Here is a 25,685-nt window from a genome sequence, read left to right on the forward strand (position 1 = left end):
CGTGACGTCACGAAAAAGCCCCGCCTGCCGGTCACGCTCTGTCACGGGATCGTCACGGTCCCGGCTGCTGCCGGGCACCGCATGTCACGCCAATGTCACGGCCTGTCACGCTCCATCAGAGCCAATGCTCGCCGGCGGTCACAAGCCATCCTGCTTGCACGCCGACCTGTTCTGCCCAGGCTGGCCGCGACCTATCCGCCTCACGCACCGGCGCGCGACGCGCACCGCTTGAGATGTCCCGATCCGGCCAAGTGGTATGGTCGCAAACCAGCGTCGCGGGAACCGGCCCAAACTGGCCGATCACAGGCAGCTGGCGCGATCCAGCACCAACATTCCGTGACCAACATCACAATAAAAGCCAATTTCAGCCCAAAGTGGAACACCTGGAACACCTTGGAACACGTCAGGTGTTCCAAAGTGTGACGCTCATAAATGGCTCAACGGTGCGACCTCCCAGCCACTGGAACACCTGGAACACCTGGAACACCGCAAAAGTGATAAGGGTCAGGAAAATCTCTCCGAAACTGCCGGCGACGCGAGCACAGATGCAATACCACTTTTGCCGGATCAGCCCGCCTTGCTCTTGAAGGCCACCACCGTGCCGCCAGCCTTGAGACTGTCCAGGTAATCCGCCCACGCCTGCATCATCTTCTGACGTTCGGGCAGGTACTGTGCCTGGCTGGTATAGGCATCGCGCACCTTGTTCGATTCGGCATGGGCCAGCTGGCGCTCGATGGCGTCGGCGTTCCAGCCCATCTCGTTGAGCCGGGTTGCCGCCATGGAGCGGAAGCCATGAGCCGTCATCGTGGCCTTGTCGTAGCCCAGGGCACGCAGGGCTGTGTTGACGGTGTTCTCGGACATGGGCCGGCTGTCGGTCCGAAGGCCTGAAAACACATAGCGGGCATGGCCGGTCAACCCATGCAGATCCCGTAAGATGGCCAGCGCCTGCTCGGACAGTGGCACCAGGTGCGGCGCACCCATCTTCATCTTCTCGCCCGGGATGCGCCACATCGCGCCATCCAGATCCATCTCGGCCCACTCCGCTTTGCGCAACTCACCAGGGCGAACGAACAGCAGGGCCGACAGCAGCAGCGCGCAGCGCACCGTGAAGGTGCCGGCAAACCCATCCATGGCACGCATCAGGCCACCGATCTGCACCGGATCTGTGATGGCGGCATGGTGGCGATTGCGTGTGGTCTTCAGCGCGCCGCGCAGGCTGGCCATGGGATCGGCTTCGCACAGCCCCTCGATGATGGCGTAACGGAATACCTGCCCAGCCTTGATCTTGGATCGGCGTGCCGTCTCAAGCAGTCCCTTGTCTTCAGTCTCCCTCAGCGCCGCCAGCAGCTCCCGCGGGGTGATATCCGCAATGGGTCGCTGACCGATGGATGGGAACAGATATTCCTCGAGCAGCCATTGATTCTTGTTGGCGGTTACCTCGGCCACGTCCTGGCGGGCGAGCCACTGCCGGGCAACTTGCTCGAAGGTCACGGCACCGCCAGCCTCGGCGGTCGCCTCTTGCTTGGCCTCCTTGCGAGCCGCACCCGGATCAATGCCATCCGCCAGCAGCCGGCGGGCATCCTCCCTGCGCTTGCGGGCATCCGCCAAACTGATCCCGGGATAGACGCCAAGTGCCAGCCGTTTCTCTTTGCCGCCAAATCGATACTTCAGCCGCCAGTATCGGGAGCCATTGGGCATGACCTCGAGATACATGCCACCCCCATCGGGCAGCCGGTAGCTTTTGTCACGGGGAGCGGCCTTGCGGGCGGCAGTGTCGGTCAATGGCATTGGGGGCATCTCCGCCACCAGCCTGGGGGCACAAGTCCTGCGGCTGGGGGCATAAAGCCCAGCTGGACCGCATCAAGACCCGACAGCCGCCAAGCCTTGGCAGGCCTGGGTTTGCGGGGCATCAGCGAACGTCGCTGGGGGCATCTCGGGATCGAGGTAGGGGGCATTGAGCCCTTGTGCCCCCAAATATGCCCCCACAAAGCCTGCGCTTCAATGGGATTGTATGGGACAACATGAGACGAGCAGGCAAGAAAAAACCCGCTAAGTAGCGGGTTTCAAAGGAAATTCAGGACTATATGGGACGTCCTGATATTGGTATGTGGTGCCCAAGAGGGGACTCGAACCCCTACGACTTGCGTCGCTACCACCTCAAGGTAGTGCGTCTACCAATTCCGCCACCTGGGCTTGAAACTTGTGTCAGTGCGTTGCCGAGGAACCCGTAGCGGCCGGTACGGCGCCGTTGCCCGCGGGCTGGCTGGCAGCCGGCACGGAGGCCGCTGTCGGTGCAGCGGACATCAGGCTGCTGTCAGAAGCCTGACCTGCGCCGTGACGGCTCAGATACATGCCCATGCCGAGACTCATCAGAAAGAATGCCGTGGCCAGCACGCCGGTGGCGCGGGTCAGGAAATTCGACGAACCACGGGCACCGAACACAGTCGCCGATGCTCCGCCTCCAAAGCCAGAGCCGGCTTCTGCACCCGCACCGCGCTGCATGAGGATCAGCACGATCATGGACGCTGCGATCAAGATGTAGAACACGCTGAAGATAGCGAACATTGCGAACCTGATTCCTAACGCTTGTCTTGTCTCCCCGCCGCCTGACAGATACTGGCGAATTCTTCGGCATTCAATGAAGCGCCACCGACGAGCCCGCCATCAACATCCGGCTGGGCGAAAAGCTCAGCGGCGTTGACTGCCTTGACGCTGCCGCCATAAAGCAGCCGGGTCAGAGGGGAGATATTAGCATCCTTTTTCCGGATTTGGCTACGGATAAATGCATGGACTTGCTGTGCCTGCTCCGGGGTGGCACTGAGACCACTGCCAATGGCCCAGACCGGTTCGTAAGCAATCACTGCCGAAACAAAAGCTTCGATGGGATTGTGATCCAGAACGGCGGCCAATTGGCGCTCGATCACTTCCAGTGTACGGCCCGCCACATGATCGGCATGCGTCTCCCCGACGCAGAGCACGGGCTTCAAGCCAGCTTGGCGAGCCGCCGAGAACTTGCGACCGACGTCATGATCGCTTTCTCGGAAGTCGGCCCGACGTTCCGAATGTCCGACGATGGCCCAGCCGGCACCGCAATCCGCGACCATGGCGGCCGAAATTTCGCCGGTATAGGCGCCCTCCCCGGCATGGATGCTGACATCCTGGGCACCGACACCGACCGCCCCGCCCGCAGCCAAGACCTGCACCGCTTCGCGCAAGTAAAGCGAGGGAGGAAACACTACCACGTCGACATCCTGAGGCTTGGCTGCCGCGGTGGCCGCGCACAGCTCCCGAGTCAGGGCCTGACTGCCATGCATCTTCCAATTACCCGCGACAAGTTTCTTACGCATCGTGCGCCCACAGCCCGGTAAATATGCGAAGTTAACGTGGCAGACCCGCTTCGGGCAAGCTTTTAACCTGCCAAAATGCTTGTATCGATCTAATTGGTATGCCCATCAACCACTTTTCCATCAAGGAGTTGGCGATGCCGGCACTACGCCCTTCAACGCTGATCACCGGCGCTTCAGCCGGGATCGGCGAGGCCTTCGCCCGGGCCCTGGCGGCTCGTGGCCACGACCTGATCCTGACGGCTCGGCGAGGCTCGCGACTTGAAACCCTGGCGGCCGAGTTGCGTGCGGCCCATGACTGCCAGGCCACGGTACTGGTTGCCGATCTGGCAGACCCCGGCGCCCCCTAGCAGCTGGAAGCCGCGCTGCGGGCCCGCAAGTTGCAGGTCGACTGGCTGATCAACAATGCAGGCTATGGTCTGCCCGGGCATTACCAGCAGCCGGACTGGAGCGAACATGCCGCCTTTCTGCAAGTCATGGTGATCGCCCCCAGTGAGCTGGCCTGGAGATTGCTGCCGGGCATGCGCGCGCGCGGCCATGGCCGCATCCTCAATGTCGCTTCGCTGGCCGGCTTCGCGCCGGGCACCGCGGGACATACCCAGTACGCTGCGGCGAAGGCTTTCATGATCAAGTTCTCGCAGTCGCTTGCGCAGGAAAATCGCGCGCAGGGCCTCACGGTCTGCGCACTGTGTCCAGGCTTCACCCGCTCCGAGTTCCACGATGTCACCGGCACGCGCGCATTGATGAACCGGATGCCTGACTTTATGTGGCAAAGCGCCGAAGCCGTTGTGGCCGAGGCACTGGAGGCATTGGACCGTGGTGAGTCGGTACGCGTGACGGGGCGAGTCAACCGACTGATCAAGGCGGCGCTGAAGTTGCTGCCGGACCGGATGGCTGAGCGCCTGGCATCCGGCCAGGCCGGACGCTATCGGGCCCCGCCCCCGACCATGTGATGACCGGCGGAATCCGTGTCGGCTCAAGTGCAGATCGGCAAATGCCTGCCGCCGGCCATCCCTGACCGGCCACCCTGACCGGCCGCGCCGTCCAGCCACAGGCAGACATGACGATGTCGCAGCGAGTCCCAGCCCAGAGAAATGATGGCCTCTCAACCGGAATGTCTGGCCATCGATTGAGGATGAGCCTGGTCGTGGATCTGGAAATACCGAGGAGCCAGTGCCCATTCGACATCATGAATCATGGGACTGGCCGACAATCGTGTCTTGCATGACCCGGTCACCCGCCAGATGCTGCAGCAACAACGCGCATAGGGATTGCGCCGAGCCAGGCAACGTCATCGGCAACAAGGCCATCGCGATGACTCAGGGCCGCCTGAGGCGGCCCGGCGCCATGGGTCATGCTCGGGAAACAGGCAAGGCCCGAGTCATGGCCTACCGGGATGTCCTGGGCAATCGCATGATCCAGGCACGGCTGACGGGTCGGATCATGCGCTGGCCGGCTCAGGCGATCAGCTTGATTTCCCGCAGCCGTTGCATCAGATAGTCATGCGCGGTGATGGACTCAGGATAGCGGTTCGGGTTGTCGGCGGTGATGGTCTGCGGCAGCGGATCGAGTACCACGTCGGGATTCGGATGCAGGAAGAAAGGCACCGAATAGCGCGACTGGCGACCCGCTTCTCCCGGCGGATTCACCACCCTGTGGGTGGTCGAGGGGTAGACATGATTGGTCAGCCGCTGCAGCATGTCGCCGATATTGACCACGATGGCATCACCCTGGGTGGTGATCGGCAGCCATTCGCCATCACGCCCCAGCACCTCCAGACCGGCAGCGCTGGCACCGACCAGCAAGGTGATCAGGTTGATGTCCTCGTGGGCGCCGGCGCGAACATTCGGCACCTCGCCTTCCGGCAGCGGCGGATAATGCAGCGGACGCAGGATGGAGTTGCCGAACTGGACCTTGTCCTCGAAAAAGTCGATGGGCAGTTCGATATGCAGAGCCAGGGCCTGCAGCACCCGCCGCCCCAGCTGATCCAGTGCCTGGTACAGGCCGTAGCCGTATTCGCGCAGCGCAGGCACTTCGGGCGGCCAGATATTGGGCGGCATCCGTTCGGCATAGACATGGCCGCGGTCAATCTCGCGACCGATATGCCAGAACTCCTTCAGATCGGGATGGCGACTGTCCTTGGCCGTCTCCACCTTGAAGGGAGTATAGCCGCGCGCACCACCGGCACCGCTGAGGTGGTATTGCCGCTTGACGGCATCCGGCAAGGCAAACAAGGCCTGGAAGGCCTGATAGGCGCCATCGATCAGTGCTGGATCGATGCCGTGACCGCGAATGCCGCAGAAGCCGAATTCACGATAGGCCGCACCGAGCTCGGCCACGAAGGCCTCGCGGTCGGTGTCGAAACGGCGGATATCCAGAGTGGGAACGTGCTTCATGGGGCATCCGTGGTCAACAGGGAAGAAACATGCTCGGCGGCGGCATCCTGTACCGCCTCGGCCAGCCGATGGGCAAGCCGCTCGACTTCGTCGGCATCGGCCGCCTCGATGGTGACCCGTACCAGCGGCTCGGTGCCGGAGGCACGCAACACCACCCGTCCGCGACCGGCCAGTTCGGCCTCGACCAAGGCACAGGCGTTCTGCACGATGTCGGAATCCAGAGCTTCGCGGGCGCCCTCGACCCGCACGTTCAGCATCAACTGGGGCAGCTTGGTCAGTCCGCCGCGGGCGGCCGCCAGATCCTTGCCCTCCCCCACCAGCGCCTCCAGTACCGCCAGCGCGGCAACGATGCCGTCGCCAGTGGTGGCACGATCCAGACACAGGACATGGCCGGAGGTCTCGCCGCCCAGCACGCTGCCATGGGCCTTCATCTGTTGCAGCACGTAACGATCACCAACCTGGGCGCGCAGCAGCTCGATGCCCTCTTCGCGCAAGGCCAGCTGCAATCCGAAATTGCTCATCAGGGTGCCGACCACCGGCCCGTGCAGTTGACCCAGACGCTGCCAGTGGCGGGCCAGCACATAAAGAATGTCGTCGCCGTCGGCCAGCATGCCATGGCGATCCACCAGCTGGACCCGGTCACCATCCCCATCGAAGGCAATGCCCAGATCGGCACCGGCATCGAGCACCGCCCGCTGCAAGGCCTCGGGATGGGTCGAGCCGACGCCGTTGTTGATATTGAAACCGTCGGGGTGGTCGCCGATGGTGATGACATCGGCTCCGAGTTCCCGGAACACTTTGGGCGCAACCTGATAGGTCGCGCCATGAGCGCAGTCCAACACCAGTTTCAGGCCGCGCAGACTGAAGTCCTCGGCGACGGTGGCCTTGCAGAATTCGGCATAACGGGCAACCGCATCGTCGATACGCACGGCCTTGCCCAGCTGCTCCGAAGCGACCGTGGCAAAGTCGGCATCGACTTCGGCCTCGATCTCCAGCTCCAGCGCGTCGGACAGCTTTTCGCCGGCCGCCGAGAAGAACTTGATGCCGTTGTCATGGTGCGGATTGTGCGAGGCGCTGATGACAATGCCGGCATCGGCCCGCAGCGAGCGGGTCAGAAAAGCCACCGCCGGTGTCGGCATCGGTCCAAGCAGACGCACATCCACGCCGGCGGCGACCAGTCCGGCCTCCAGCGCGGACTCGAACATGTAGCCGGACACGCGGGTGTCCTTGCCGATCACCACCACCGGCTTTTGCCGGCCGCCATGACGGGCCAGCACGATGCCGGCGGCGCGTCCAAGGCGCAACATGAAATCGGCCGAAATAGGCCATTGTCCGACCAGACCGCGAATGCCGTCGGTACCAAAGTATTTGCGTGAAGTCATGATTTCATTCTACTCGTCGTCCCTGATCGCGCAGCGTGCGCGGATCAATCATCATCCGGCCACACCGGTGCGGCCGGCCGGGTCGAAACACTGGCTGCGGCGCGATCATGTCCGGCTACCGCTGCCCACACCGCCAGCGCATCCACGGTTTCGGCCACGTCATGAACCCGGATCCAGCGTGCACCACGCTGCGCAGCGATCAGTGCCGCCGCCACCGAAGCCGCCGCCCGTTGCGCGGGCGCCGCACGACCGGTCACCGCACCCAGCACGGATTTGCGTGAAAGACCGACATACAGACCACCCGCCATATCCTGAAATTGCTGCAAATGGCTCAGCAACTGCAGATTGTGCTCCACCGACTTGCCGAAACCGAAGCCTGGATCGACCAGTACCTTGCGCTTGTCGATGCCAGCAAACTCGCATGCCAGCAGTCGCTCGGCCAGAAAGCGCTGCACTTCACCAACCACATCGCTGTAATCCGGAGCCTGCTGCATGGTGCCGGGCTCGCCCTGCATGTGCATGATGCATACCGGCAGGCCCAGGTCGGCGACGGCCTCCAAAGCGCCTTCGCGGCGCAAGGCATAGATGTCGTTGATCATGCCGACGCCCGCCGCAGCCGCGGCGCGCATCACCTCGGGCTTGTGGGTATCGATCGCCAATGGCAGGGAGCAGCGCGCGGCCAGGGCCTCGATCACCGGAATCACCCGGGAAAGCTCTTCATCCAGCGAAACCGCCGGTGCACCCGGACGGGTCGACTCGCCGCCGATGTCCAGCATGCCGGCGCCAGCCTCGGCCAGAGCCAGTCCATGGGCCACGGCCTTGTCCAGGGAATCGAAGCGCCCACCATCCGAGAACGAATCCGGCGTGACATTGACGATGCCGACCACGCAAGGGCGATCCAGCACCACCACGCGGCCACCGCAATCCATCGAGGGGCTGTTGTCCCAGGCCGGATCGCTCACAGCGACTGGCCGCCCAGCACACCCATGAAGCTTCGGTAGTACTTCAGCTCGTCGATGGAGTCACGGATATCGGACAAGGCGGTGTGGGCCGAGGTCTTGCGAATGCCGGCCGCCACCTCGGGAGCCCAGCGTCGCGCCAGTTCCTTGACCGTGGAGACATCCAGATTTCGGTAATGGAAGAAGCGCTCAAGTCGCGGCATCTGCCGATGCAGGAAACGACGATCCTGGCAGATCGAGTTGCCGCACATCGGCGAAGCGCCGGAACTCAGCCATTCCCGCAGAAATTCCAGGGTGGCCTGCTCGGCTTCGGCATGGCCGGTAGTGGAGTCCAGCACCTGCTGCCACAGTCCGGAACGACTGTGCTGCCCGACATTCCAGGCATCCATGGCCTCCAGTCGTGCCAGCTCGTGACTGATCGCAAACACCGGACCCTCGGCAAGGATATTCAGCTCCTTGTCAGTGACAATGGTGGCAATTTCCAGAATGGAGTCGTTGTCGGTATCCAGACCGGTCATTTCCAGGTCGATCCAGATCAGGTTGTCGTCATTGTGCGAGCGCATTCAGTCCTCCGGGCAGCCCGTCATTCTAAACCAGCTTGACCCTCGAGCACTCATCGCTTGACGGATTCAGGAGCGAACCGACAGCCCGGGCCGACAAGACCGGTCACTACAGCCGGCTACAGTACGGCGAGACACTCGCCGACTTGTTCGCGAGCAGATCAGCCAGCTGCGTCCATGGGCTACGGAGCGGACACCGCCACCGCCAGGCGCCGGTGCCATCATGCATCGTGCAGGCAGGCCCGCCCGAACAGTACCAGCAAGGTGCCCGTCCAGTGTCGATGCGGGCCGACAGCCTGTCAGACGGGCCCCCTCATCGATCACGCAGGGGATCAACGCCTCGTCAAGAAAACGGCACAGCAGCAGATCAGCCTGCGCCATCCTGGTCGCCACTCGTTCAGTCCCGCTGCTGGATGCCAGCCCGGACAGCGGCAGAGTGGTCACGAAAGCCCTCATCAGACACCACTCCTGGCACCATTGAATCCATGAGTTGCATAAATCCACATGCGAGAGTCACGGGTTGACAAAGGTTCCCGGGACCGCAATCGCAAGACGCAGGCCAGCATCTGCCGCAAATCGGCAAAGACATGGCGAGTGCCGCCACCACTGGCCGGGCAAGCCATCGATGTGTCGCGCCCCGGAAAATCCGGCAGCAGAGGTTGGTGGCGCCGGCAGACAGGCCCGCGTCTGACGGCTGCCATCAAGGCCGATGGAAGCACCTCCGCCCGCAGCGGATGAAGGAAGCCGGCAGTCATGCCATCATTCCGGCATGACTGAGCCGACTTTCTTCTGGCACGACTACGAGACGTTCGGTGCCGACCCCAGGCGTGACCGCCCTGTGCAGTTCGCCGGTATCCGCACCGACATGGAGCTGAACATCATCGAAGAACCGGTGATGTTCTACGGCCTGCCGCCGAAGGACATGCCGCCGCATCCCGAGGCCTGCCTGATCACCCGGATCACGCCGCAGCTGGCGGCACGCGAAGGCATCCGTGAAGCCGAATTCGCTGCGCGGGTGCAGGAACAGCTGGGCCGGCCCGGAACCTGCGGCGTCGGCTACAACTCGTTGCGCTTCGATGACGAAGTCACCCGGCAACTGCTTTATCGCAATTTCTTCGATCCATATGCCCGCGAATGGGAGCATGGCAATGCGCGCTGGGATCTGATCGATCTGGTCCGGATGTGCGAGGCACTGCGACCCGACGGGATTCAGTGGCCGAGCCGCGAAGACGGCGCGCCCAGCTTCAAGCTGGAGCAGCTGGCAACAGCCAATGCACTGGAACAGGCGCAGGCCCATGACGCGCTGTCGGACGTGCGGGCGCTGATCGGGTTGGCGCAGCTGATCCGCCAGCGGCAACCTCGATTGTGGGACTGGTATTACCAGCTGCGCCGCAAACAACAGGTCCAGTCACTGCTGGATCCGATCGCGATGACGCCGCTGGTCCATATCTCGTCACGTTATCCCGCAAGTCGTCACTGTCTGGCCATCATCGTGCCGTTGGCCGAGCACCCCTCCCGCCCGGGCGAGATGATCATCTACGACCTAGACCATGATCCGGATGATTGGCTGGCACTGGATGCCCAGAGCATTGCCGACCGCGTCTTTGTCGCCCGCGCCGATCTTCCCGAGGGCATCGAGCGCGTGCCGCTGCGCACCTTGCGCAGCAATCGCGCACCGGCGCTGGCACCCATGTCGGTGTTGCGGCCGGTCGATCTCGAGCGACTGCAGTTGAATCCGGACATCCAGCTCGCCCATCTGGAGAAGCTGCGCCGGGCCCCGGACCTCGTCAGCAAGGTCCGCGACATTTTCGGCCATGCCTCGGACTTCCCGCCAGCCGGCGATCCCGAACTGGCCCTCTATGACGGTTTCGCCGCACGCGCAGACAAGCCCTTGCTGGTCAAGGTCCGTACCAGTCCGCCGGAGGCACTGGCCGGACTGGCCTCCGCATTCAAGGATCCGCGCTATCCCGAATTGCTGTTCCGTTACCGGGCCCGCAACTGGCCGGAAACGCTTTCCGCCGAGGAAACGGCCCGCTGGAGGGCTTTCCTTCAGGACCGACTGAGCGGACGCAGCCCCACGGTCGAGCTCAGCCTGGCCGAGTATTTCCAGCGGATCGCAAGCTTGCGCGAGGAGCGTACCGCCCCTGCCGATCAACTGCTGCTGGATCAGCTGCAGGTCTGGGGCGAGTCCCTGGGCGAAGACCTATCCCTGCCGATTGCCTGACCGATTGATTGAGAAGATACATGGCCACACCGTATTTCAGCCCCGCCAGTTTCCAGTTCCTCAGCCGTCTGGAACGCCACAATCAGCGCGAGTGGTTCCACCAGCACAAGGACGAGTATGAGCGCCATCTCCGCGAGCCGTTCCAGCGCCTGATCGTGGATCTGCAGGTACCCTTGGCCGCGATCAGTCCACATTTCCGTGCCGATCCACGCAAGGTAGGCGGCTCGCTGTTCCGGATTCACCGCGATACCCGCTACGCCCATGACAAGGATCCCTACAAAACCTGGCAGGGCGCACGCTTTTTCCATGAGCGCCATCGCCAGATTCAGGCGCCGTCCTTTTATGTACAGTTGCAACCCGGCGACTGCTTTGCCGGCGCCGGCATCTGGAGCCCCGAACCGCCAACCTTGAAGTCTCTGCGTGAATTCATCGCCGACAATCCGGCGGCCTGGAAGCGGGCCACCCACAACGTGGATTTCAGACAGCGCTTTGTGTTCTGGGGTGAATCATTGAAACGCCCGCCGCGCGGCTATGACCCGGACCATGAGCTGATCGAGGATCTCAAGCGCAAGCATTTCGCGGCCGGCCGCGAATTTGACGAGTCGCTGGCCTGCTCCGCAGAGCTGTTGCCCTGGCTCATCGAGCAGTACCAGGCTCTGGCGCCGATGGTGGATTATCTTTGCGCCGCCCGCGAACTGGATTTCTGAACGCGCTGCAGGCCGGTCGCGCTCGACCGCCTCCGCCCCAACCGATCGGCACCGAGAGACTTCTGAAAGATCTTGCAGATACCGAATTTTTCCTGATGCCGCGCCCCTGGATGCACGCGGGCGAAAAGCCACCCGCCCACCGCAGGAAAAAATCGCTTTCCACCAGGTGCAGCCGGCAAACCGGGGTCTTGGCGCGCCGATGAGCATCCCATGCCTCGACAAAGGCGATAGGCCCTCGCGCCAAAGTACGCAACACAAGGCCGGGCTGACAGCCCGGCCTTGAATCGCGATAGATCAGCGCTCGAAATCGCGCCGGCGGCTACAGGCCAGATACACGGCCGTCACCAGGCCGAGCACCGCCACCCCGATCACGTAGTTCGCCGCCGCCATCGGGCCATAGATCTTGCTGAGCGAGGCAATCAGGGGCGGTGTCACAGCACCTGACAAGGCATAGGCCAGATTGTAGGCAAAGGCGATGCCTGAGTAACGGATCGCCGCGGGAAAGGCCGCCACCATCACGGCCGGTACCACGCCGACCACGCCCACCGAAAGACCCGTCAAGGCATACAGCAGCAGAAAATGCTGACCACCCGCCTGCAGGTCCAGAAACAGCCATTTGCTCATCACGATCAACGCGACCAGAAACAGGGCCATGGTCAAGGGGCGTCCCAGGCGATCAACGAACCAGCCCGAGACCAGGGTGCCTACCATCAGGCAGGCCGCCGCCAGACTGCTGCCGGTGAAAGCCTCGGCCGCCGGCAGATGGAAAGCTGTCTGAACCAGGGTCGGCGTCATCAGGATCAGTACCACGATGGCCGCCGTCAGCAACCAGGTGACCAGCATGCTGATGGCGATGCCCCGCCCATGTCCGACCACGACCTGCTTGAGCGGCAGTCCTTCGGACAATTCACGATTGGCGCGCATGGCCTCGAACACCGGCGTCTCGCTCAGCCAGCGCCGCATCCAGACACTGAGCAGGCCGAATACGCCCCCCAGCAGAAACGGAATGCGCCAGGCATAGCGATGAATGTCGCCATTGCTGAAATGGTGACTGATCCAGGCGGCCATCAAGGAGCCCATCAGAATGCCGGCCGTGATGCCGCAGGTCAGACTGGAGAGTCCGAACCCGACGCTGCGGCGCGGCGCATGCTCGGCCACGAAGACCCAGGCGCCAGGCATCTCGCCGCCGATGGCCACGCCCTGAAGCACCCTGAGCAGCAGCAGCAGCAGCGGTGCCACCACCCCGGCACGGGCGTAGTCAGGCAACAAGCCGATGCACAAGGTGGGCAGCGCCATCAGCAGCACGCTGAGCGAAAACATCCGCTTGCGCCCAAGGCGGTCACCGAAATGAGCCATCGCCACGCCTCCCAGCGGACGAGCAAGATAGCCTGCGGCAAAGATGCCGAATACCTGGAACTGCGCCAGCCAGGGCGACATGCCGGCGGGAAAGAACAACTGGCCCAGCACCTTGGTGAAAAACACGAATACCACGAAATCGTAAAACTCGAGAGCACCACCAAGCGCCGACAGGATCAGGGTCTTTGCGTCATTTCGTGCCAAGTCATGGGGCACGGCCGGAGAACCTACAGCACTCATCGGATATACAAACCTGCTCAATGTTCAAATCGTCCGGACCGACCCTGACAGGGCCTCCCTGCGGTCCGGCATGGGGATGAAGCGACCCGCCGGTTCGGCGGATCGATGGCGGGCGACATCTACCGCCAGCCGTCCGAACAGCCACTTTACACAAAAGCTAAATAAAATGTTATAAACGCCGGCCGACCTTTTTTATCGACCGGCACGCCATGGCATCAACCCGCTCCTTCCCCGCCCCTCGTACCGCGCTGTGCGGCGCCCTGCTTGTCGCCTCGGCCATGCCTGTCCATGCAGTGGATTTCCAGCTTGATGGCGACGAGATCAAAGGGGTATGGAAGTCGCGCGTCGTCGCCGGCACCGGCATCCGCACCAGCGGACGCTCCCGACACCTGATCGGCAAGGGTTTCAATTCGGAAGGCAAGCCCAAGGGAGGCGATGGCGCCGACACGGCCGACGACGGCAACCTGAACTACGGCAAAGGCGATGTCTACAGCAGCCTGTTCAAGATCGTCAGCAGTCTGGACATGTCCTGGCACCAGTTCGGCTTCGATGTCAGTGCCCGCACCTGGTATGACGCTACCCAGAAAAACCACGAAGTGCCTCAGGGCAATTCAGCCAGCGGCTTTGCCGCCGATCAGCCGCTGAGCGATCACGGTTTCGACCGGTCGAACAAGTTTTCCGGTTTCATGCTGCTCAATGCCTATCTGTACGGCCATTTCGATCTGGGTGGCAGCAACGGTCTGGATCTGCGGCTGGGGCGCCAGACGGTGCGCTGGGGCGAGGACATGTTTGTGCAGAACCTCAACCAGATCAATCCGATCGACTACACCACCCTGCACCGTCCCGGCACCGATGCTGCCACAGAAGCCCAGTTGCCGGTGGAAATGCTGTGGGGCAAGTGGTCAGTCAACGATGACCTCAGTGTCGAAATGTTTTACCAGTGGAAATGGCGCCCCTCGGAATATGACCCCTGCGGTACTTTTTTCAGCAGTACCGACCTGGGCATCGACCAGAGCTGCAGCGGAATCCAGAGCAATGCCTATTACCCGCTCAATGCCTACTCCAAGGGCGCGGGCACCTGGCTGAGCGACGGCTACATGAACTCGATCGGCGCCATCCTTCCGGGTGGGCGACGCATCCAGGGCCGCAACAGCGGGCAATGGGGCCTGGCCACCCATTACACCTGGGAAGCCGCGCATACCACCTTTGGCGGCTACTACATGAATATCAATTCGCGCAGCCCCCTGCTGGATGCGACGACGGAGAATCCGGCCACCCAGAACAACAGTGTCATCGCCAAACTGGAAGCTGCCGGCGTGCCTGCCGCCTATGCGGCCTTGTCAGCCAAGCTCTCCAGCATCACTGAATTCTGGGAATTCCCCAACGACATCCATATCGCCGGCCTCTCGGCGGTAACCACGATCAACAAGTGGCGCCTCGCCGGCGAAGCGTCCTATACGAGCAACCTGCCCGTGCAGCTCAATACCGCGGACATGTTCGCCGCGCTGACACGCGACGGCGGCCCCATCGGCAACCGGATGGCCAACCTGAGTCCCGGTGATACCTTGCGCGGCTATGACCGCTTCGACAAGACCCAGGTCCAGTTCAATTTCAAGCGAAGCTTCGGGCGAATCCTGGGCGCTGACAGCAGCATGGCCATGGGCGAACTGGTCTGGACCCATACCAATCTGCCCCCTCTGTCCCAAGCACGTTATGGTCGTGGATTTGCCTGGGGCTATTCTCCGCAGTATTCCGACGGCACCTGTTCGGCGGTACAGAATCCGCAGGGCTGCCTGGCCAAGGGCTATTTCACCCGCCAAGCCTGGGCCTATCGCCTTCGCGGCCAGCTGAACTACAGCCTGCCGGGCCACTGGACCTTGTCACCGAGCCTGCAGTGGGGACAGGACATGCACGGCTATTCGCCTGACTACCAACTGGTCCAGGGCCGCAAACTGATCGTTCTGGGTCTGGCCGCCAGCCACCGCCGGTACTCGATCGCCGTCAACTACAGCAACTGGCTCGGCAATGATCCCTACGACACCTTGATCGATCACGACTTCGTCAGCGTGGCCTTCAGCGCCAACTTCTGAGCCACCTGCCCTGGGCGAGCAAATCGCGGATACTCCTGCGACAGCCATGCATTTTCACGGCCGCGCGGATCCATCGGCTGAGGATCCGTCCGGCCAGACCGGTCGGCGCGCCTGAAGGCCGGCGGCCCGACCGGCGGGGCGGCCACTGTCCGCGGCGTGGCATCCAAAACCAAGACCGGCATGCGTCCGACTCCTGCGGCCTGCGTGCCGCCATGGCCCCTGATCGGGCACTCGCCGCGACGTCCCTGATCACCATCCACGACGAAGCCAGCGACAGCTTTTCCGGGGTGCGCATGCCCGGCTGCACGCCGGCGTCGGCCGGCATGCCCACCGGATCAGTCCGCAGCGATCAGCCGCGCGACCGGTCCTTGAACAGCATGCCGACGCCGACCACGATCAGGATCAGCGGCCACCAGGTGCTCAGCAATTGCCCGATATGCAGGTCGAATCCGAAATTGCGCAGCAGAAACAGGATTCCGACCACGACAAGAACGATACCGGCGGCACTGGGTTTCATGAACGCTACTCTTCAGGGGAACGATGCCCAGTCTGCGGACCCGGACCTGAATCCGTCAATGGCAGGTTGCGATCATGGACGCGAACATCCTCTGTGCGGCAGCCGGCACCCGCAGCGACATCCATGCGGCGACGTACAGGCTGACTGCGCAGCACATTGCAATTCCTTTATTCGCGTACCCCAGGGCATGCCGCTGTCCAGTCGGCATCGGCCCGGCAGGCATCCACCGCGCGCAACGTTCGGCGACGGCCCGCAAACCATCTCGGCGATTCAGGCCGCCCCGAAATCATAGGCCAGCACCTGACCGATGGCTTCGGCTCCGGCTACATGCATCAGCAGACGCTCGATACCCAGCGCCACCCCTGCGCAGTCCGGCATGGCGGCCAAGGTGTCCAGCAAGCGCTGATCGACAGGCACCTCGGGCTGACCACGCCGGCGACGCAGTGCATTGTCGCGCTCGAAACGGGCCGCCTGCTCCTGCGGATCATTCAGCTCGTGATAGCCGTTGGCCAGCTCTCTGCGCCCGAGATACAGCTCGAAACGCTCGGCCAGAGGGGGCGCACCGGACCGGACCCTGGCCAGCGCGCATTGGCTGGCCGGGAAATCATGTACCACCAGAATGCCGTGCGGATCCATCCAAGGCTCGATGCAATGGGTCATCAGCAGATCCAGCCAGTCATCGCGGAGCAGCCCCTCCGGATCGATGCCGAATGACGCCAGCGGCGCCTGCAACTCGGATTCGGAGGCCTCCCAGGGATCCAGGTCCAGCACCTCGCGATACAAGTCGCGATAGCTGTACCGCCGCACTGTTGTCTGCCGGCCTTCGGCCTGCAGCAGGTGCTGCACCAGCTCAACCGTCTCATCGATCAATCGAAGATGATCCCAGCCCACGCGATACCACTCCAGCATGGTGAATTCGGGATTGTGGCGACGACCGGACTCGCCGTTGCGAAAGACCCGGCCCAGCTCGTAGCAGTCGCCAAAGCCTTCCGCCAGCAGACGCTTCAGCGGGAACTCCGGCGAGGTCCGCAGCCAACGCTCGCGGCGCCCCGCGCCGACAGGCCCCTCGAAACGGGTGACAAAGCTCTGGATGTTCGGGTCGGTATTGCCGGCCTCGGACAGGATCGGGGTTTCCACCTCGACGACCTGCCGCGCCGCAAAAAACTCACGCAGACGCGCATAGACACGCGCCCGCAGACGCATGGCCTGATGACGATCCGCCATCATCGGATGCACCACCTTCATGCCGATACGCCCTGCTCGGAGAGAAAGGCCTGCAACCGGGCCTCGTCCCAGATCTCGAGGCCCAGTTCGGTGGCCTTGTCCAGCTTGGAGCCGGCCGCCTCGCCTGCCACCACCACGGAGGTCTTTTTCGAGACGGAGCCGGACACCTTGGCGCCGAAGGCTTCGAGCCTTTCCCGTGCCTGATCCCTGGACATGGAGTGCAGCGTACCCGTCAGCACGAAACTCATGCCATCCAGGGGCAGGCTTGCCACCTTGGCCGATGCCGGAATCGCCGCCAGCAGGGCGTGCATCGCCTGCTCCGCCTGCTGCAAGGCTTCCAGACCGCCCCGATCGGCCAGCCGCGTTTCCAGCGCCTTGGCCGCTGCCGCAGGCACGCCTGCCGTCAGCCAGTGGTTGTAGCCACCGGCCTGGATCGCCTCCAGACTGGAAAAATGCCGAACCAGCAGCTCTACGCTCTTCGGCCCAAGCTTGGCGATGCCCGCGCCATTCAACAAGGCCGAAAGACCCAGACGCTCACGCAGGCGCGGATCCGGCGTCGTTTCGTCGTTGAAGCGGATACCCGCGGCCAGCAGACGGTCAACCACCTGCTGATTGCCTTCCTGCTGGAAGAATCCGGCGATCGAGCGCGCCACCTCGGTGCCGATATCCGGCAGCAGACGCAATATCGCCTCGGGTTGGGTCCGGATACGCTCCAGGCTGCCCAGCCAATCGGCCAGAGTCTTCGCCGTGTTGCTGCCGATATGCATGATTCCGAGCGCGAACAGGAAGCGCGACAGACTGGTATGACGACTGCCGTCGATACCGGCCAGCAGATTCTCGGCCCAACGGGTCGCGATCTTGCCGCTCCTGACCGTTTCAGGCGTGCTGCCGTCGCGCTCGTCGGCTCGCCGCTTCATGTCCAGCAGATCCTGCAGCTGCAGATGGTAAAGATCGGCCGGCGTCTTGACGTAATCGAATTCCACCAGCGCATCGACGAAACGCTCGCCCAGACCTTCGATATCCATGGCGCGTCGCGAGGCGAAATGGATCAGCGCCTCCTTGCGCTGCGCCGGGCAGAACAGGCCGCCACTGCAGCGCCAGGCTGCCGCGCCGTCTTCCCGCAGCAGCGCCGAACCGCAGACCGGGCAGTGGCGAGGCATGGCCCAGACCTGGGTATCGGCCACGCGCTGCTCGGGAATGACCCGCACCACCTCGGGAATCACGTCCCCGGCGCGACGCACGATGACGCTGTCACCGACGCGCACATCCAGTCGCGCCACCTGGTCGGCATTGTGCAAGGTGGCATTGGTGACCACCACCCCACCGACCGAGACCGGCTCCAGCCGCGCCACCGGTGTCGCTGCGCCGGTGCGACCGATCTGGATCTCGATGGCCAGTACCCGGGTGCTCTGCTCCTGGGCCGGGAACTTGTGGGCGATAGCCCAGCGAGGCGCACGGGCCACGAAGCCCATGGCCTGCTGGCCGGCATAATCGTCCAGCTTGTAGACCACGCCATCGATATCGTAAGGCAGCTGATCCCGTTCGGCACCGATCCGCCGGAAATAGGCCAGCAGCCCCTCGAAGCCCTTGGCCGTGGCGACTTCGGGCGACACCGGAAAACCCCATTCACGCAGCTGCTGCAAGGTCGCCGAATGAGTGGCCGGCAGATCGCCGTCCTCGACCTGACCCACCGCATAGGCGAAAAAGCTCAACCGACGACGCGCGGTCACCGCGGGGTCCAGCTGCCGCAGTGAACCGGCGGCACCATTGCGGGGATTGGCAAGCGGCTTTTCACCACGCTCCAGGGCAGCCGCGTTGAACTGGTCGAAATCCTTGCGCAGCATCACCACTTCGCCACGCACTTCCAGCCGCCTGGGCCAGCCTTCGCCGCGCAGTTTCAGGGGAATCGAGCGGATGGTGCGCAGATTGGCGGTGACATCCTCGCCGGTCTCGCCATCGCCACGAGTGGCGCCGCCGACGAATTGCCCATCGACATAGCGCAGGCTGATGGCCAGCCCATCCAGCTTGGGCTCCACCGAAAACACTGGCTGCGAGCGGTCCAGCGCGGACTCGACACGACGGACGAAATCGGCCACTTCGACATAGCGCTCACGATCGGTATCACCCTCCTGCTCGAAAGCATTGTTGAGCGACAGCATCGGCACCGCATGACGGACTTCGGCGAAACCGCCGATCAGCTTGCTGCCGACGCGCTGTGACGGCGAATCGGCAGTCACCCACTCGGGATGAACGCGCTCGATCGCTTCAAGCTCACGCAGCAGCCGATCATAGTCAGCATCGGGCAGGGTCGGATCATCGAGCACGTAGTAACGATGGCTGGCATCGTCCAGCTGCTGGCGCAAAGCGATCAGTCGCTGCTGCAAGACCTGCGGATCGGCAGATCCAGGCTCGGTGGTGACGGGGGCGTTGGGCATGAAATCGGGGGAAGCTGTCGTCATGGCGGCAGTTTACACCGAGGCCCCGGATTCCTTCCCTGACCTCGGCCGCAACAACCCGCCGCAGCCGGACTTCACCAGCTCGGCCGCAAAGACCAGTGCAAGCTCGCCATCAACGGACAGAAAGTAGATCCGCCAGCCGGAACCAGGCCGTCGAGGATAGCTTCTGCCATGACGGAAGACGTCGGACCGGACCGGACGACATGCTCCCGGCAGGATCGCAACACCGGCTGCCGCATCGGTACAGTCCCGGATATCCGCCAATGATGCGTAGACTGGCGCACGAAGCCGGCTCGAGCCAGGCATCGGCATGGCCTTCAGCGACCAGCCATCCCGGCCTGATCGACACAGGTTATGATAGACGACCATGCCGGCTTCACCCTCCCCCGCCTTTCAGACCGCCACCGAGTCGCCGTCGCTGCCCGATGCCGCCCTGCGACGCCTGCTGTGGCTGATTGCCGCCGGTTTTTTCATGCAGTCGCTGGATACCACCATCGTCAATACCGCCGTGCCCGCGATGGCCGAGGCGCTGAAGGTGTCGCCACTGGATATGCGCGGGGCGCTGACCAGTTATGTGCTGACGCTGGCGATTTTCATACCCGCCAGTCCCTGGCTGTGCAACCACTTCGGTACTCGCCAGGTGTTTGCCGGCGCGCTGGCAATCTTCAGCCTGGGCTCGTTGCTGTGCGGCTGCGCCACCAGCCTGACCGGGCTGATACTGGCACGTATCGTGCAGGGTCTGGGCGGCGCGGCACTGATGCCGGTGGGACGTTACGTGCTGGCGCGGACCGTGGATCGCAAGGATTTCGTGCGGTCGATGAGCATGGTCGCCACCGTCGGCCTGCTGGGCTCGGTCATCGGCCCCTTGCTGGGCGGCCTGCTGGTGCAATTCGCCCATTGGCGATGGATCTTTCTGATCAATATCCCGGTAGGCATGGCCGGCTATTGGCTGAACCGGCGGGCGATGCCGGATTATCGAGGGGATCGCGGCGAGCGTTTTGATCTTTCGGGCTTTGTACTGTTCGCCTCGGCCTCGGCCTTGCTGCTGTATGCCTCGGAACAGCTGACCGACCATCGTGCCAGTGCCACGGCCTTGTCGGCCAGCCTGCTCACTGCCCTGCTTTGCGGCACGCTGTATGTCTGGCACGGCCGGCGCATCGAGCACCCAGTCGCCGATCTGCGCCTGCTGAAGCTGCCTACGGTGCGGATCTCGCTGGCCGGCAATCTGTTTACCCGGCTGGGGGTATCCGGCATGTATCTTCTGGTGGTTATTTATCTGCAGGTCGGCTGCGGCTGGAGCCCGCTGCAGGCCGGCCTGATGATGCTGCCCCAGGCCGCCGGTTCGATCGCCGCCAAATGGATGGTCGCTCCGCTGCTGGACCGGCTGGGCTATCGCCGGCTGCTGACCGGCAATGCCTTGTGCGTGGTGCTGATCCTGCTCGGCTTCGGCCTGCTGGGATCAAGCACCTCGGCCTGGGTGATCGGCAGCCTGATGTTCGTCTATGGCGCCTTCATGGGCGTGCAGTACACCTCGATGAACACCTTGATCTACGTCGACCTGGATCGCCGACACGCCGCAATGGCCTCTTCGATGGCCTCGACGGCCCAGTATCTGTCGATGAGCTTCGGCATTGCGGCAGCCTCGGTACTGATGAGCCTGTATCTGCCGGGCGCCGCCGCGGCAGCCTATGTGGTGGCCTTTCACTGGACGGTACTGACGCTGGCGGCACTGACCCTACTCTCGGCCGGCATTTTCAGACAACTTGCCGCACCTGGAGTGAGCCTCCCCTTGCGCGGACGCTGATCAGGCCTCGGCCAATACGGCCCTCCCCGGCTGCCTCCAATTTCAGGCTTCGTCACCATCCAGCGCCTGCGATGGCGCAGCCGGGACGGACTTGCGGCGGCGGGCGCGGAAAAAATCGCGCAACATGACGCTGGCCTCATCGGCCAGCAAGCCACCCTCCACCACGATGCGATGATTGTGCCGGTCCGAGCCCAGCAGATCGAAGACGCTGCCGGCCGCACCCGTCTTGGGATCGGCGGCGGCATAGACCACCCGTGCCAGCCGCGCGTGCACCATCGCCATCGCGCACATCGCGCAAGGCTCCAGCGTCACATACAAGGTGGCGTCATTGAAACGATGATTGCCTACTGCCTCGCCGGCCGCCCGCAGGGCCTGGATTTCGGCATGCGCCGTAGGATCATGCAGGATGATGTTGCGGTTCCAGCCCATGCCCAGCAGCTGTCCGTCCCGCACCAGCACCGCGCCGACCGGCACTTCCTGCTCGGCATCGCGGGCATGCTCGGCCAGGGCCAGTGCGCGACGCATCCAGGCCTGATCATCAGCCGTCCAGGCCGGAGCCGTCACCTGCAAGGGCTCATGCATCGCGCCATTCCAGGCCGCGTCGCGCCATCCGCCGCAGGGATGCATCCCAGTCCGGCTCGGCCATCACGGCCTCAGCCTGGAACCAGCGCAAGGCCAACGATTCCTCGTTGCCCCGCACTTCTGCCCCAGCTGGAGCCGTGACCCGATAGCGCACGTCATAGTGCCAATGCCCGGCCTCCGTGCCGCGAGCAGGAATCCAGTGCCGGTCCAGATCGAAGATCCGCGATTCGACCTGCAAGCCCTGCAGCCCGGTCTCCTCGGTAGCCTCGCGCAAGGCTACGGCCCGCAGATCGGAATCCCCATCGGCATGTCCACCCGGCTGCAGCCAGCGATCCAGCTTGCGATGATGCATCAACAGCACCTGTTCGCCATCGGCATGCTGCAGCCAGGCCGAGCCGGTGAAATGCGCAGCGGCGTGCTCGCGCAGAAAAGCCTGCGGCGTCTCGCGCAGGAATTCAAGAAAGATGTCCGCCAGACCGGCCTGCGCAGGGCAGGCCTTGCGAAAGGCGACCAGCTGGTCTTCGAGTGTATCTGGGTGCAATGGGTACATGGCTTGCGGCGCTTTGGTGCAAAGCCCTCATGATAGTCGGTTTGGACTTGTACCACTTCAGTCGCTCAGCTATGGTTCATGGCTACCGCACCTATAGAGTGTGGATGTGCGCTGCCATCCGGCCGACGCCGTAGTCGTTTCTTAACGGGAGGGGAAAATGTTGAAGCGCTTGTTCGCGACGCACGCGATCGGGTCCTCGGCAGATCACGGGGCTGCCCCCGCCGGTGAGGGGACGACGTCCCTGAAGCGTGTGCTGACGGCGCGCCATCTGATCACCTTGGGCATCGGTGCCGTCATCGGCGCCGGCATTTTCGTGATCACCGGCCAGGCGGCCGCCGAACACGCCGGCCCTGCTCTGGTCCTCAGCTTTATTGTCGCCGGCATTGCCTGTGCGTTGTCCGCGCTCTGCTATGCCGAGTTCGCAGCGATGATTCCGGTTTCCGGCGGTGCCTATGCCTACGCCTATGCCACCCTGGGCGAAATCGTCGCCTGGTTCATCGGCTGGAATCTGGTGCTGGAATACCTCTTCGCCGTGGCCAGCGTCGCTGCCGGCTGGTCAGGTTATTTCAATGAATGCCTGGGCATCATCGGCCATTGGCTGCATATCTCACTGGCCTTGCCGGGTTATCTGTCGCAGGCCCCGCTGACCTTCGTCAACGGCCATCATCTTGAAACCACCGGCGCCTGGCTGAATCTGCCGGCAGTCCTCATTGTCACGGCGCTGACCGCGCTGTGCTATGCCGGCATCACCCAGTCATCCCTGGTCAACAGCATCATCGTGTCGATCAAACTGCTGGTGATCGCCCTGTTCCTGATCTTTTCGCTGCGCTATATCAACACCGCCAACTGGCACCCGTTCATCCCCCCCTCCCAAGGTCCGGGCCAGTTCGGCGTCGGCGGCATTTTCCGCGCCGCGGTGCTGGTGTTCTTCTCCTATATCGGTTTCGATGCGGTCTCCACCGCCGCCGGGGAAGCACGCAATCCGCAGCGCGACCTGCCGATCGGCATTCTCGGTTCGCTGGTGATCTGCACCGTGCTGTATATCGCCATGTCACTGACCCTGACCGGGATCGCGCCGTATCTGAGCCTCAATACCGCCCAGCCGGTCGCCACCGCGCTGGAAGCGCACCCCGAACTGCTGTGGTTGCGGGCCGTCGTGTCCTTCGGCGCTCTGGCAGGCCTCAGCTCGGTGATCCTGGTGATGCTGCTGGGAACCTCGCGCATCTTCTTCAGCATGTCGCAGGATGGCCTGCTGCCGCGCGCCATGAGCAAGGTGCATCCGCGCTACCGCACCCCCCATGTCGCGACCTTGGTCGGCGGCATCGTCGCGGCCGTCACCGCCGGCCTGTTTCCGGTCAGCATTCTGGGCGAACTGGTCTCGATGGGCACCCTGCTGGCCTTCGCCACCGTCTGCATCGGCGTGCTTGTTCTGCGCTATACCCGTCCCGACCTGCCCCGCAGCTTCCGGGTGCCGGCCGTATGGCTGGTCAGCACGCTGGGCGCGCTGATCTGCCTGTACCTGTTCTGGCAATCGTTCAGGGCCAACTGGCCGCTGATGCTGGGCTGGACCCTGGCCGGCCTGCTGATCTATGCCATTTACGGCTATCGCCACAGCCGACTGCAGCACGCATCCCACTGAACCGGCCCACCCGGCGCGTACGCCACCAGGAAGATCCGAACACATGCTCGACAAGCTGTTTGCCATCCGTGGCGTCGATATCCAGAACCAGGAAAATGCCAACAGCGGCTTGAAGCGCATTCTGGGGCCATGGGCACTGACCGCGCTGGGCGTCGGCTCGATCATCGGCACCGGCATCTTCGTGATGACCGGGCAGGCCGCCGCCGAACATGCCGGGCCGGCCATCGTGCTGTCCTTTCTGCTGGCCGGCTGCATCTGCGGCTTCTCGGCACTGTGCTATGCCGAGTTCTCCTCGATGATACCGGTGGCCGGCAGCGCCTACTCCTACGCCTACGCCACCATGGGCGAACTGGCCGCCTGGTTCATCGGCTGGAATCTGGTGCTGGAGTACGGCATCTCGATATCGGCCGTAGCCGTCAGCTGGAGCTCCTACTTTCTCAGCTTCATGCAGCATTTCGGCCTGGGCCTCCCCTCCCAGCTGGCCAATTCGCCCATCGTGTTCAGCCAGGGCCATCTGGCCCTGACCGGCGCCTGGTTCAATCTGCCCGCCGTGCTGGTGGTGCTGCTGCTGACCGGCGTCTGCTATGTCGGCATCCGCGAGGCCGCCTGGCTGAACAATGCCATCGTGGCGCTCAAGGTCGGCGTGGTACTGCTGGTGATCCTCGTCGGCTGGCATTTCGTCAACAGCGCCAACTGGCATCCATTCATCCCGCCACGGTCAGGGGATCATTACGGCTGGACCGGCGTCTTTCGCGGCGCCTCGGTGATCTTTTTCGCCTATGTGGGCTTCGATGCGGTGACCACCGCCTCGATGGAGGCAAAGAATCCGACCCGAGACATGCCCTTCGGCATCATGGCCTCGCTGATCATCTGCACCCTGCTGTATATCGCGATGTCCGGCGTGCTGACCGGCATGGAAAGCTATACCCGCCTGGGCACCGATGCGCCGGTGGTCACGGCCCTGCTGCGCCACCCCGCCCTGGGCTGGCTGCGGATCGTGGTCGAAATCGGCGCAATCGCCGGCCTGGCTTCGGTGATCCTGGTGATGATCGTCAGCCAGGCGCGGATATTCTTCATCACCGCCCGTGACGGCCTGCTGCCCCCGATATTCGCCAGGATCCATCCGCGCTACCGCACGCCGCATCTGAACACCCTGATCACCGGCGTCGTCGCCGCACTGATAGGCGGCCTGTTTCCACTGGACATCCTGGGCGACCTGATGTCGATGGGTACCATCATGGGCTTTATGGCGGTCTGCCTGGGGATCCTGATCCTGCGCCGGACACGCCCCGACCTGCATCGCCCGTTCCGGGTGCCTTGCGCGCCGGTAGTCTGCACGATCGGCGTGCTGTCCACCTTCGGCCTGCTGCTGACCATGGGCCTGCGCAACTGGCTGCTGCTGGGCGCCTGGACCGCCATCGGCCTGCTGATCTACTTCGGTTACGGCTTCCGTCACAGCAAGTTGCGCGACCAGAGCCAGAGCTGAACGCGCCGGAGGCATTCCCTCCGGCATTTTGCCGCCACGCGTCAGGCGACTTGTCGAAAAACGCCCGGGCATGACCTGCCCGGGCGCGTACCCGATCCCAGATGAAATCCCCTGGGCAAGTCACCCCGCCCGCAATGACGGGATACCTGCCCCAGACATCCCGCCGGGC

General features: G+C 63.5%; 19 protein-coding genes, 1 tRNA gene and 1 pseudogene. 7 read left to right on the plus strand and 14 right to left on the minus strand.

Annotated elements, in window-relative coordinates; genetic code table 11:
- Nucleotides 1-567: 567 nt before the first annotated feature.
- The 4 genes from FRAAU_RS09830 to tpiA all read right to left on the minus strand — a co-directional run bounded on the left by FRAAU_RS09830 (nucleotide 568) and on the right by tpiA (nucleotide 3,347).
- Nucleotides 568-1,788, minus strand: coding sequence for a tyrosine-type recombinase/integrase (locus FRAAU_RS09830; RefSeq protein WP_014403378.1), 1,221 nt, complete (start codon nucleotides 1,786-1,788; stop codon nucleotides 568-570).
- A 320-nt stretch (nucleotides 1,789-2,108) separates the two neighbouring features.
- A tRNA-Leu gene (locus FRAAU_RS09835) sits at nucleotides 2,109-2,193 on the minus strand.
- A 12-nt stretch (nucleotides 2,194-2,205) separates the two neighbouring features.
- Nucleotides 2,206-2,565, minus strand: a complete 360-nt coding sequence (gene secG / locus FRAAU_RS09840; protein ID WP_014403379.1) for a preprotein translocase subunit SecG — start codon at nucleotides 2,563-2,565, stop codon at nucleotides 2,206-2,208.
- A 14-nt stretch (nucleotides 2,566-2,579) separates the two neighbouring features.
- A complete protein-coding gene (tpiA, locus tag FRAAU_RS09845) occupies nucleotides 2,580-3,347 on the minus strand; it encodes a triose-phosphate isomerase (RefSeq protein WP_014403380.1) in 768 nt (255 codons plus the stop codon).
- Nucleotides 3,348-3,481: 134 nt separating this feature from the next.
- On the opposite strand from tpiA, the pseudogene FRAAU_RS09850 reads away from it, so the two are divergent.
- Nucleotides 3,482-4,297: pseudogene (locus FRAAU_RS09850) on the plus strand (SDR family NAD(P)-dependent oxidoreductase).
- A gap of 504 nt (nucleotides 4,298-4,801) precedes the next feature.
- On the opposite strand, the gene FRAAU_RS09860 reads toward FRAAU_RS09850, so the two are convergent.
- The 4 genes from FRAAU_RS09860 to orn are packed head-to-tail and all read right to left on the minus strand — an operon-like array spanning nucleotide 4,802 to nucleotide 8,644.
- Nucleotides 4,802-5,740 carry an isopenicillin N synthase family dioxygenase gene (locus FRAAU_RS09860; protein ID WP_014403382.1) on the minus strand — a complete coding sequence of 313 codons (939 nt, stop codon included), beginning with the start codon at nucleotides 5,738-5,740 and terminating at the stop codon, nucleotides 4,802-4,804.
- On the minus strand, nucleotides 5,737-7,122 hold the full coding sequence (gene glmM / locus FRAAU_RS09865) for a phosphoglucosamine mutase (protein ID WP_014403383.1): 1,386 nt from the start codon (nucleotides 7,120-7,122) through the stop codon (nucleotides 5,737-5,739). Before glmM ends, FRAAU_RS09860 begins: the two co-directional genes overlap by 4 nt.
- 44 nt (nucleotides 7,123-7,166) lie before the next feature.
- Nucleotides 7,167-8,051, minus strand: coding sequence for a dihydropteroate synthase (folP, locus tag FRAAU_RS09870; RefSeq protein ID WP_052317993.1), 885 nt, complete (start codon nucleotides 8,049-8,051; stop codon nucleotides 7,167-7,169).
- Between the two features lie 29 nt (nucleotides 8,052-8,080).
- Nucleotides 8,081-8,644, minus strand: coding sequence for an oligoribonuclease (orn, locus tag FRAAU_RS09875; RefSeq protein WP_014403385.1), 564 nt, complete (start codon nucleotides 8,642-8,644; stop codon nucleotides 8,081-8,083).
- 766 nt (nucleotides 8,645-9,410) lie between these two features.
- Here orn and sbcB point away from each other — a divergent pair.
- Nucleotides 9,411-10,865: an exodeoxyribonuclease I gene (gene sbcB, locus FRAAU_RS09885; protein ID WP_014403386.1), complete on the plus strand. Its 1,455-nt coding sequence runs from the start codon at nucleotides 9,411-9,413 to the stop codon at nucleotides 10,863-10,865.
- Nucleotides 10,866-10,885: 20 nt separating this feature from the next.
- Entirely contained in the window at nucleotides 10,886-11,572 is a 687-nt protein-coding gene (locus FRAAU_RS09890; protein WP_014403387.1) for a DUF2461 domain-containing protein, read from the plus strand.
- 294 nt (nucleotides 11,573-11,866) lie between these two features.
- On the opposite strand, the gene FRAAU_RS09895 is transcribed toward FRAAU_RS09890, so the two are convergent.
- Complete coding sequence (locus FRAAU_RS09895) at nucleotides 11,867-13,168, minus strand: MFS transporter (RefSeq protein WP_014403388.1); 1,302 nt, start codon at nucleotides 13,166-13,168, stop codon at nucleotides 11,867-11,869.
- A 209-nt stretch (nucleotides 13,169-13,377) separates the two neighbouring features.
- Between FRAAU_RS09895 and FRAAU_RS09900 the strand changes: the two genes are divergently transcribed.
- Nucleotides 13,378-15,258 carry a DUF1302 domain-containing protein gene (locus FRAAU_RS09900; protein ID WP_014403389.1) on the plus strand — a complete coding sequence of 627 codons (1,881 nt, stop codon included), beginning with the start codon at nucleotides 13,378-13,380 and terminating at the stop codon, nucleotides 15,256-15,258.
- A 349-nt stretch (nucleotides 15,259-15,607) separates the two neighbouring features.
- Here the strand turns inward: FRAAU_RS09900 and FRAAU_RS17405 are convergent, their stop codons facing one another.
- From FRAAU_RS17405 to ligA, 3 genes are all read right to left on the minus strand, one after another.
- Nucleotides 15,608-15,775, minus strand: coding sequence for a LiaI-LiaF-like domain-containing protein (locus FRAAU_RS17405; RefSeq protein WP_014403391.1), 168 nt, complete (start codon nucleotides 15,773-15,775; stop codon nucleotides 15,608-15,610).
- A gap of 270 nt (nucleotides 15,776-16,045) precedes the next feature.
- Nucleotides 16,046-17,002, minus strand: coding sequence for an EF-P lysine aminoacylase EpmA (epmA, locus tag FRAAU_RS09910; RefSeq protein ID WP_041271025.1), 957 nt, complete (start codon nucleotides 17,000-17,002; stop codon nucleotides 16,046-16,048).
- A 14-nt stretch (nucleotides 17,003-17,016) separates the two neighbouring features.
- Nucleotides 17,017-19,434, minus strand: coding sequence for an NAD-dependent DNA ligase LigA (ligA, locus tag FRAAU_RS09915; protein ID WP_014403393.1), 2,418 nt, complete (start codon nucleotides 19,432-19,434; stop codon nucleotides 17,017-17,019).
- Nucleotides 19,435-19,822: 388 nt separating this feature from the next.
- On the opposite strand from ligA, the gene FRAAU_RS09920 reads away from it, so the two are divergent.
- Nucleotides 19,823-21,259 carry an MFS transporter gene (locus tag FRAAU_RS09920; RefSeq protein WP_014403394.1) on the plus strand — a complete coding sequence of 479 codons (1,437 nt, stop codon included), beginning with the start codon at nucleotides 19,823-19,825 and terminating at the stop codon, nucleotides 21,257-21,259.
- Between the two features lie 42 nt (nucleotides 21,260-21,301).
- Here FRAAU_RS09920 and tadA read toward each other — a convergent pair whose 3' ends face one another.
- Both tadA and FRAAU_RS09930 read right to left on the minus strand, forming a co-directional pair.
- Entirely contained in the window at nucleotides 21,302-21,841 is a 540-nt protein-coding gene (gene tadA / locus FRAAU_RS09925) for a tRNA adenosine(34) deaminase TadA (RefSeq protein ID WP_041270522.1), read from the minus strand.
- On the minus strand, nucleotides 21,834-22,391 hold the full coding sequence (locus tag FRAAU_RS09930; RefSeq protein WP_014403396.1) for an NUDIX hydrolase: 558 nt from the start codon (nucleotides 22,389-22,391) through the stop codon (nucleotides 21,834-21,836). The genes tadA and FRAAU_RS09930 overlap by 8 nt, the downstream gene beginning before the upstream one ends.
- A 157-nt stretch (nucleotides 22,392-22,548) precedes the next feature.
- Between FRAAU_RS09930 and FRAAU_RS09935 the strand changes: the two genes are divergently transcribed.
- Nucleotides 22,549-24,030 carry an amino acid permease gene (locus tag FRAAU_RS09935; RefSeq protein WP_014403397.1) on the plus strand — a complete coding sequence of 494 codons (1,482 nt, stop codon included), beginning with the start codon at nucleotides 22,549-22,551 and terminating at the stop codon, nucleotides 24,028-24,030.
- Nucleotides 24,031-24,073: 43 nt separating this feature from the next.
- Entirely contained in the window at nucleotides 24,074-25,516 is a 1,443-nt protein-coding gene (locus FRAAU_RS09940; protein ID WP_014403398.1) for an amino acid permease, read from the plus strand.
- Nucleotides 25,517-25,685: the final 169 nt, after the last annotated feature.

This window comes from Frateuria aurantia DSM 6220 (genome assembly GCF_000242255.2).
Lineage (GTDB): Bacteria > Pseudomonadota > Gammaproteobacteria > Xanthomonadales > Rhodanobacteraceae > Frateuria > Frateuria aurantia.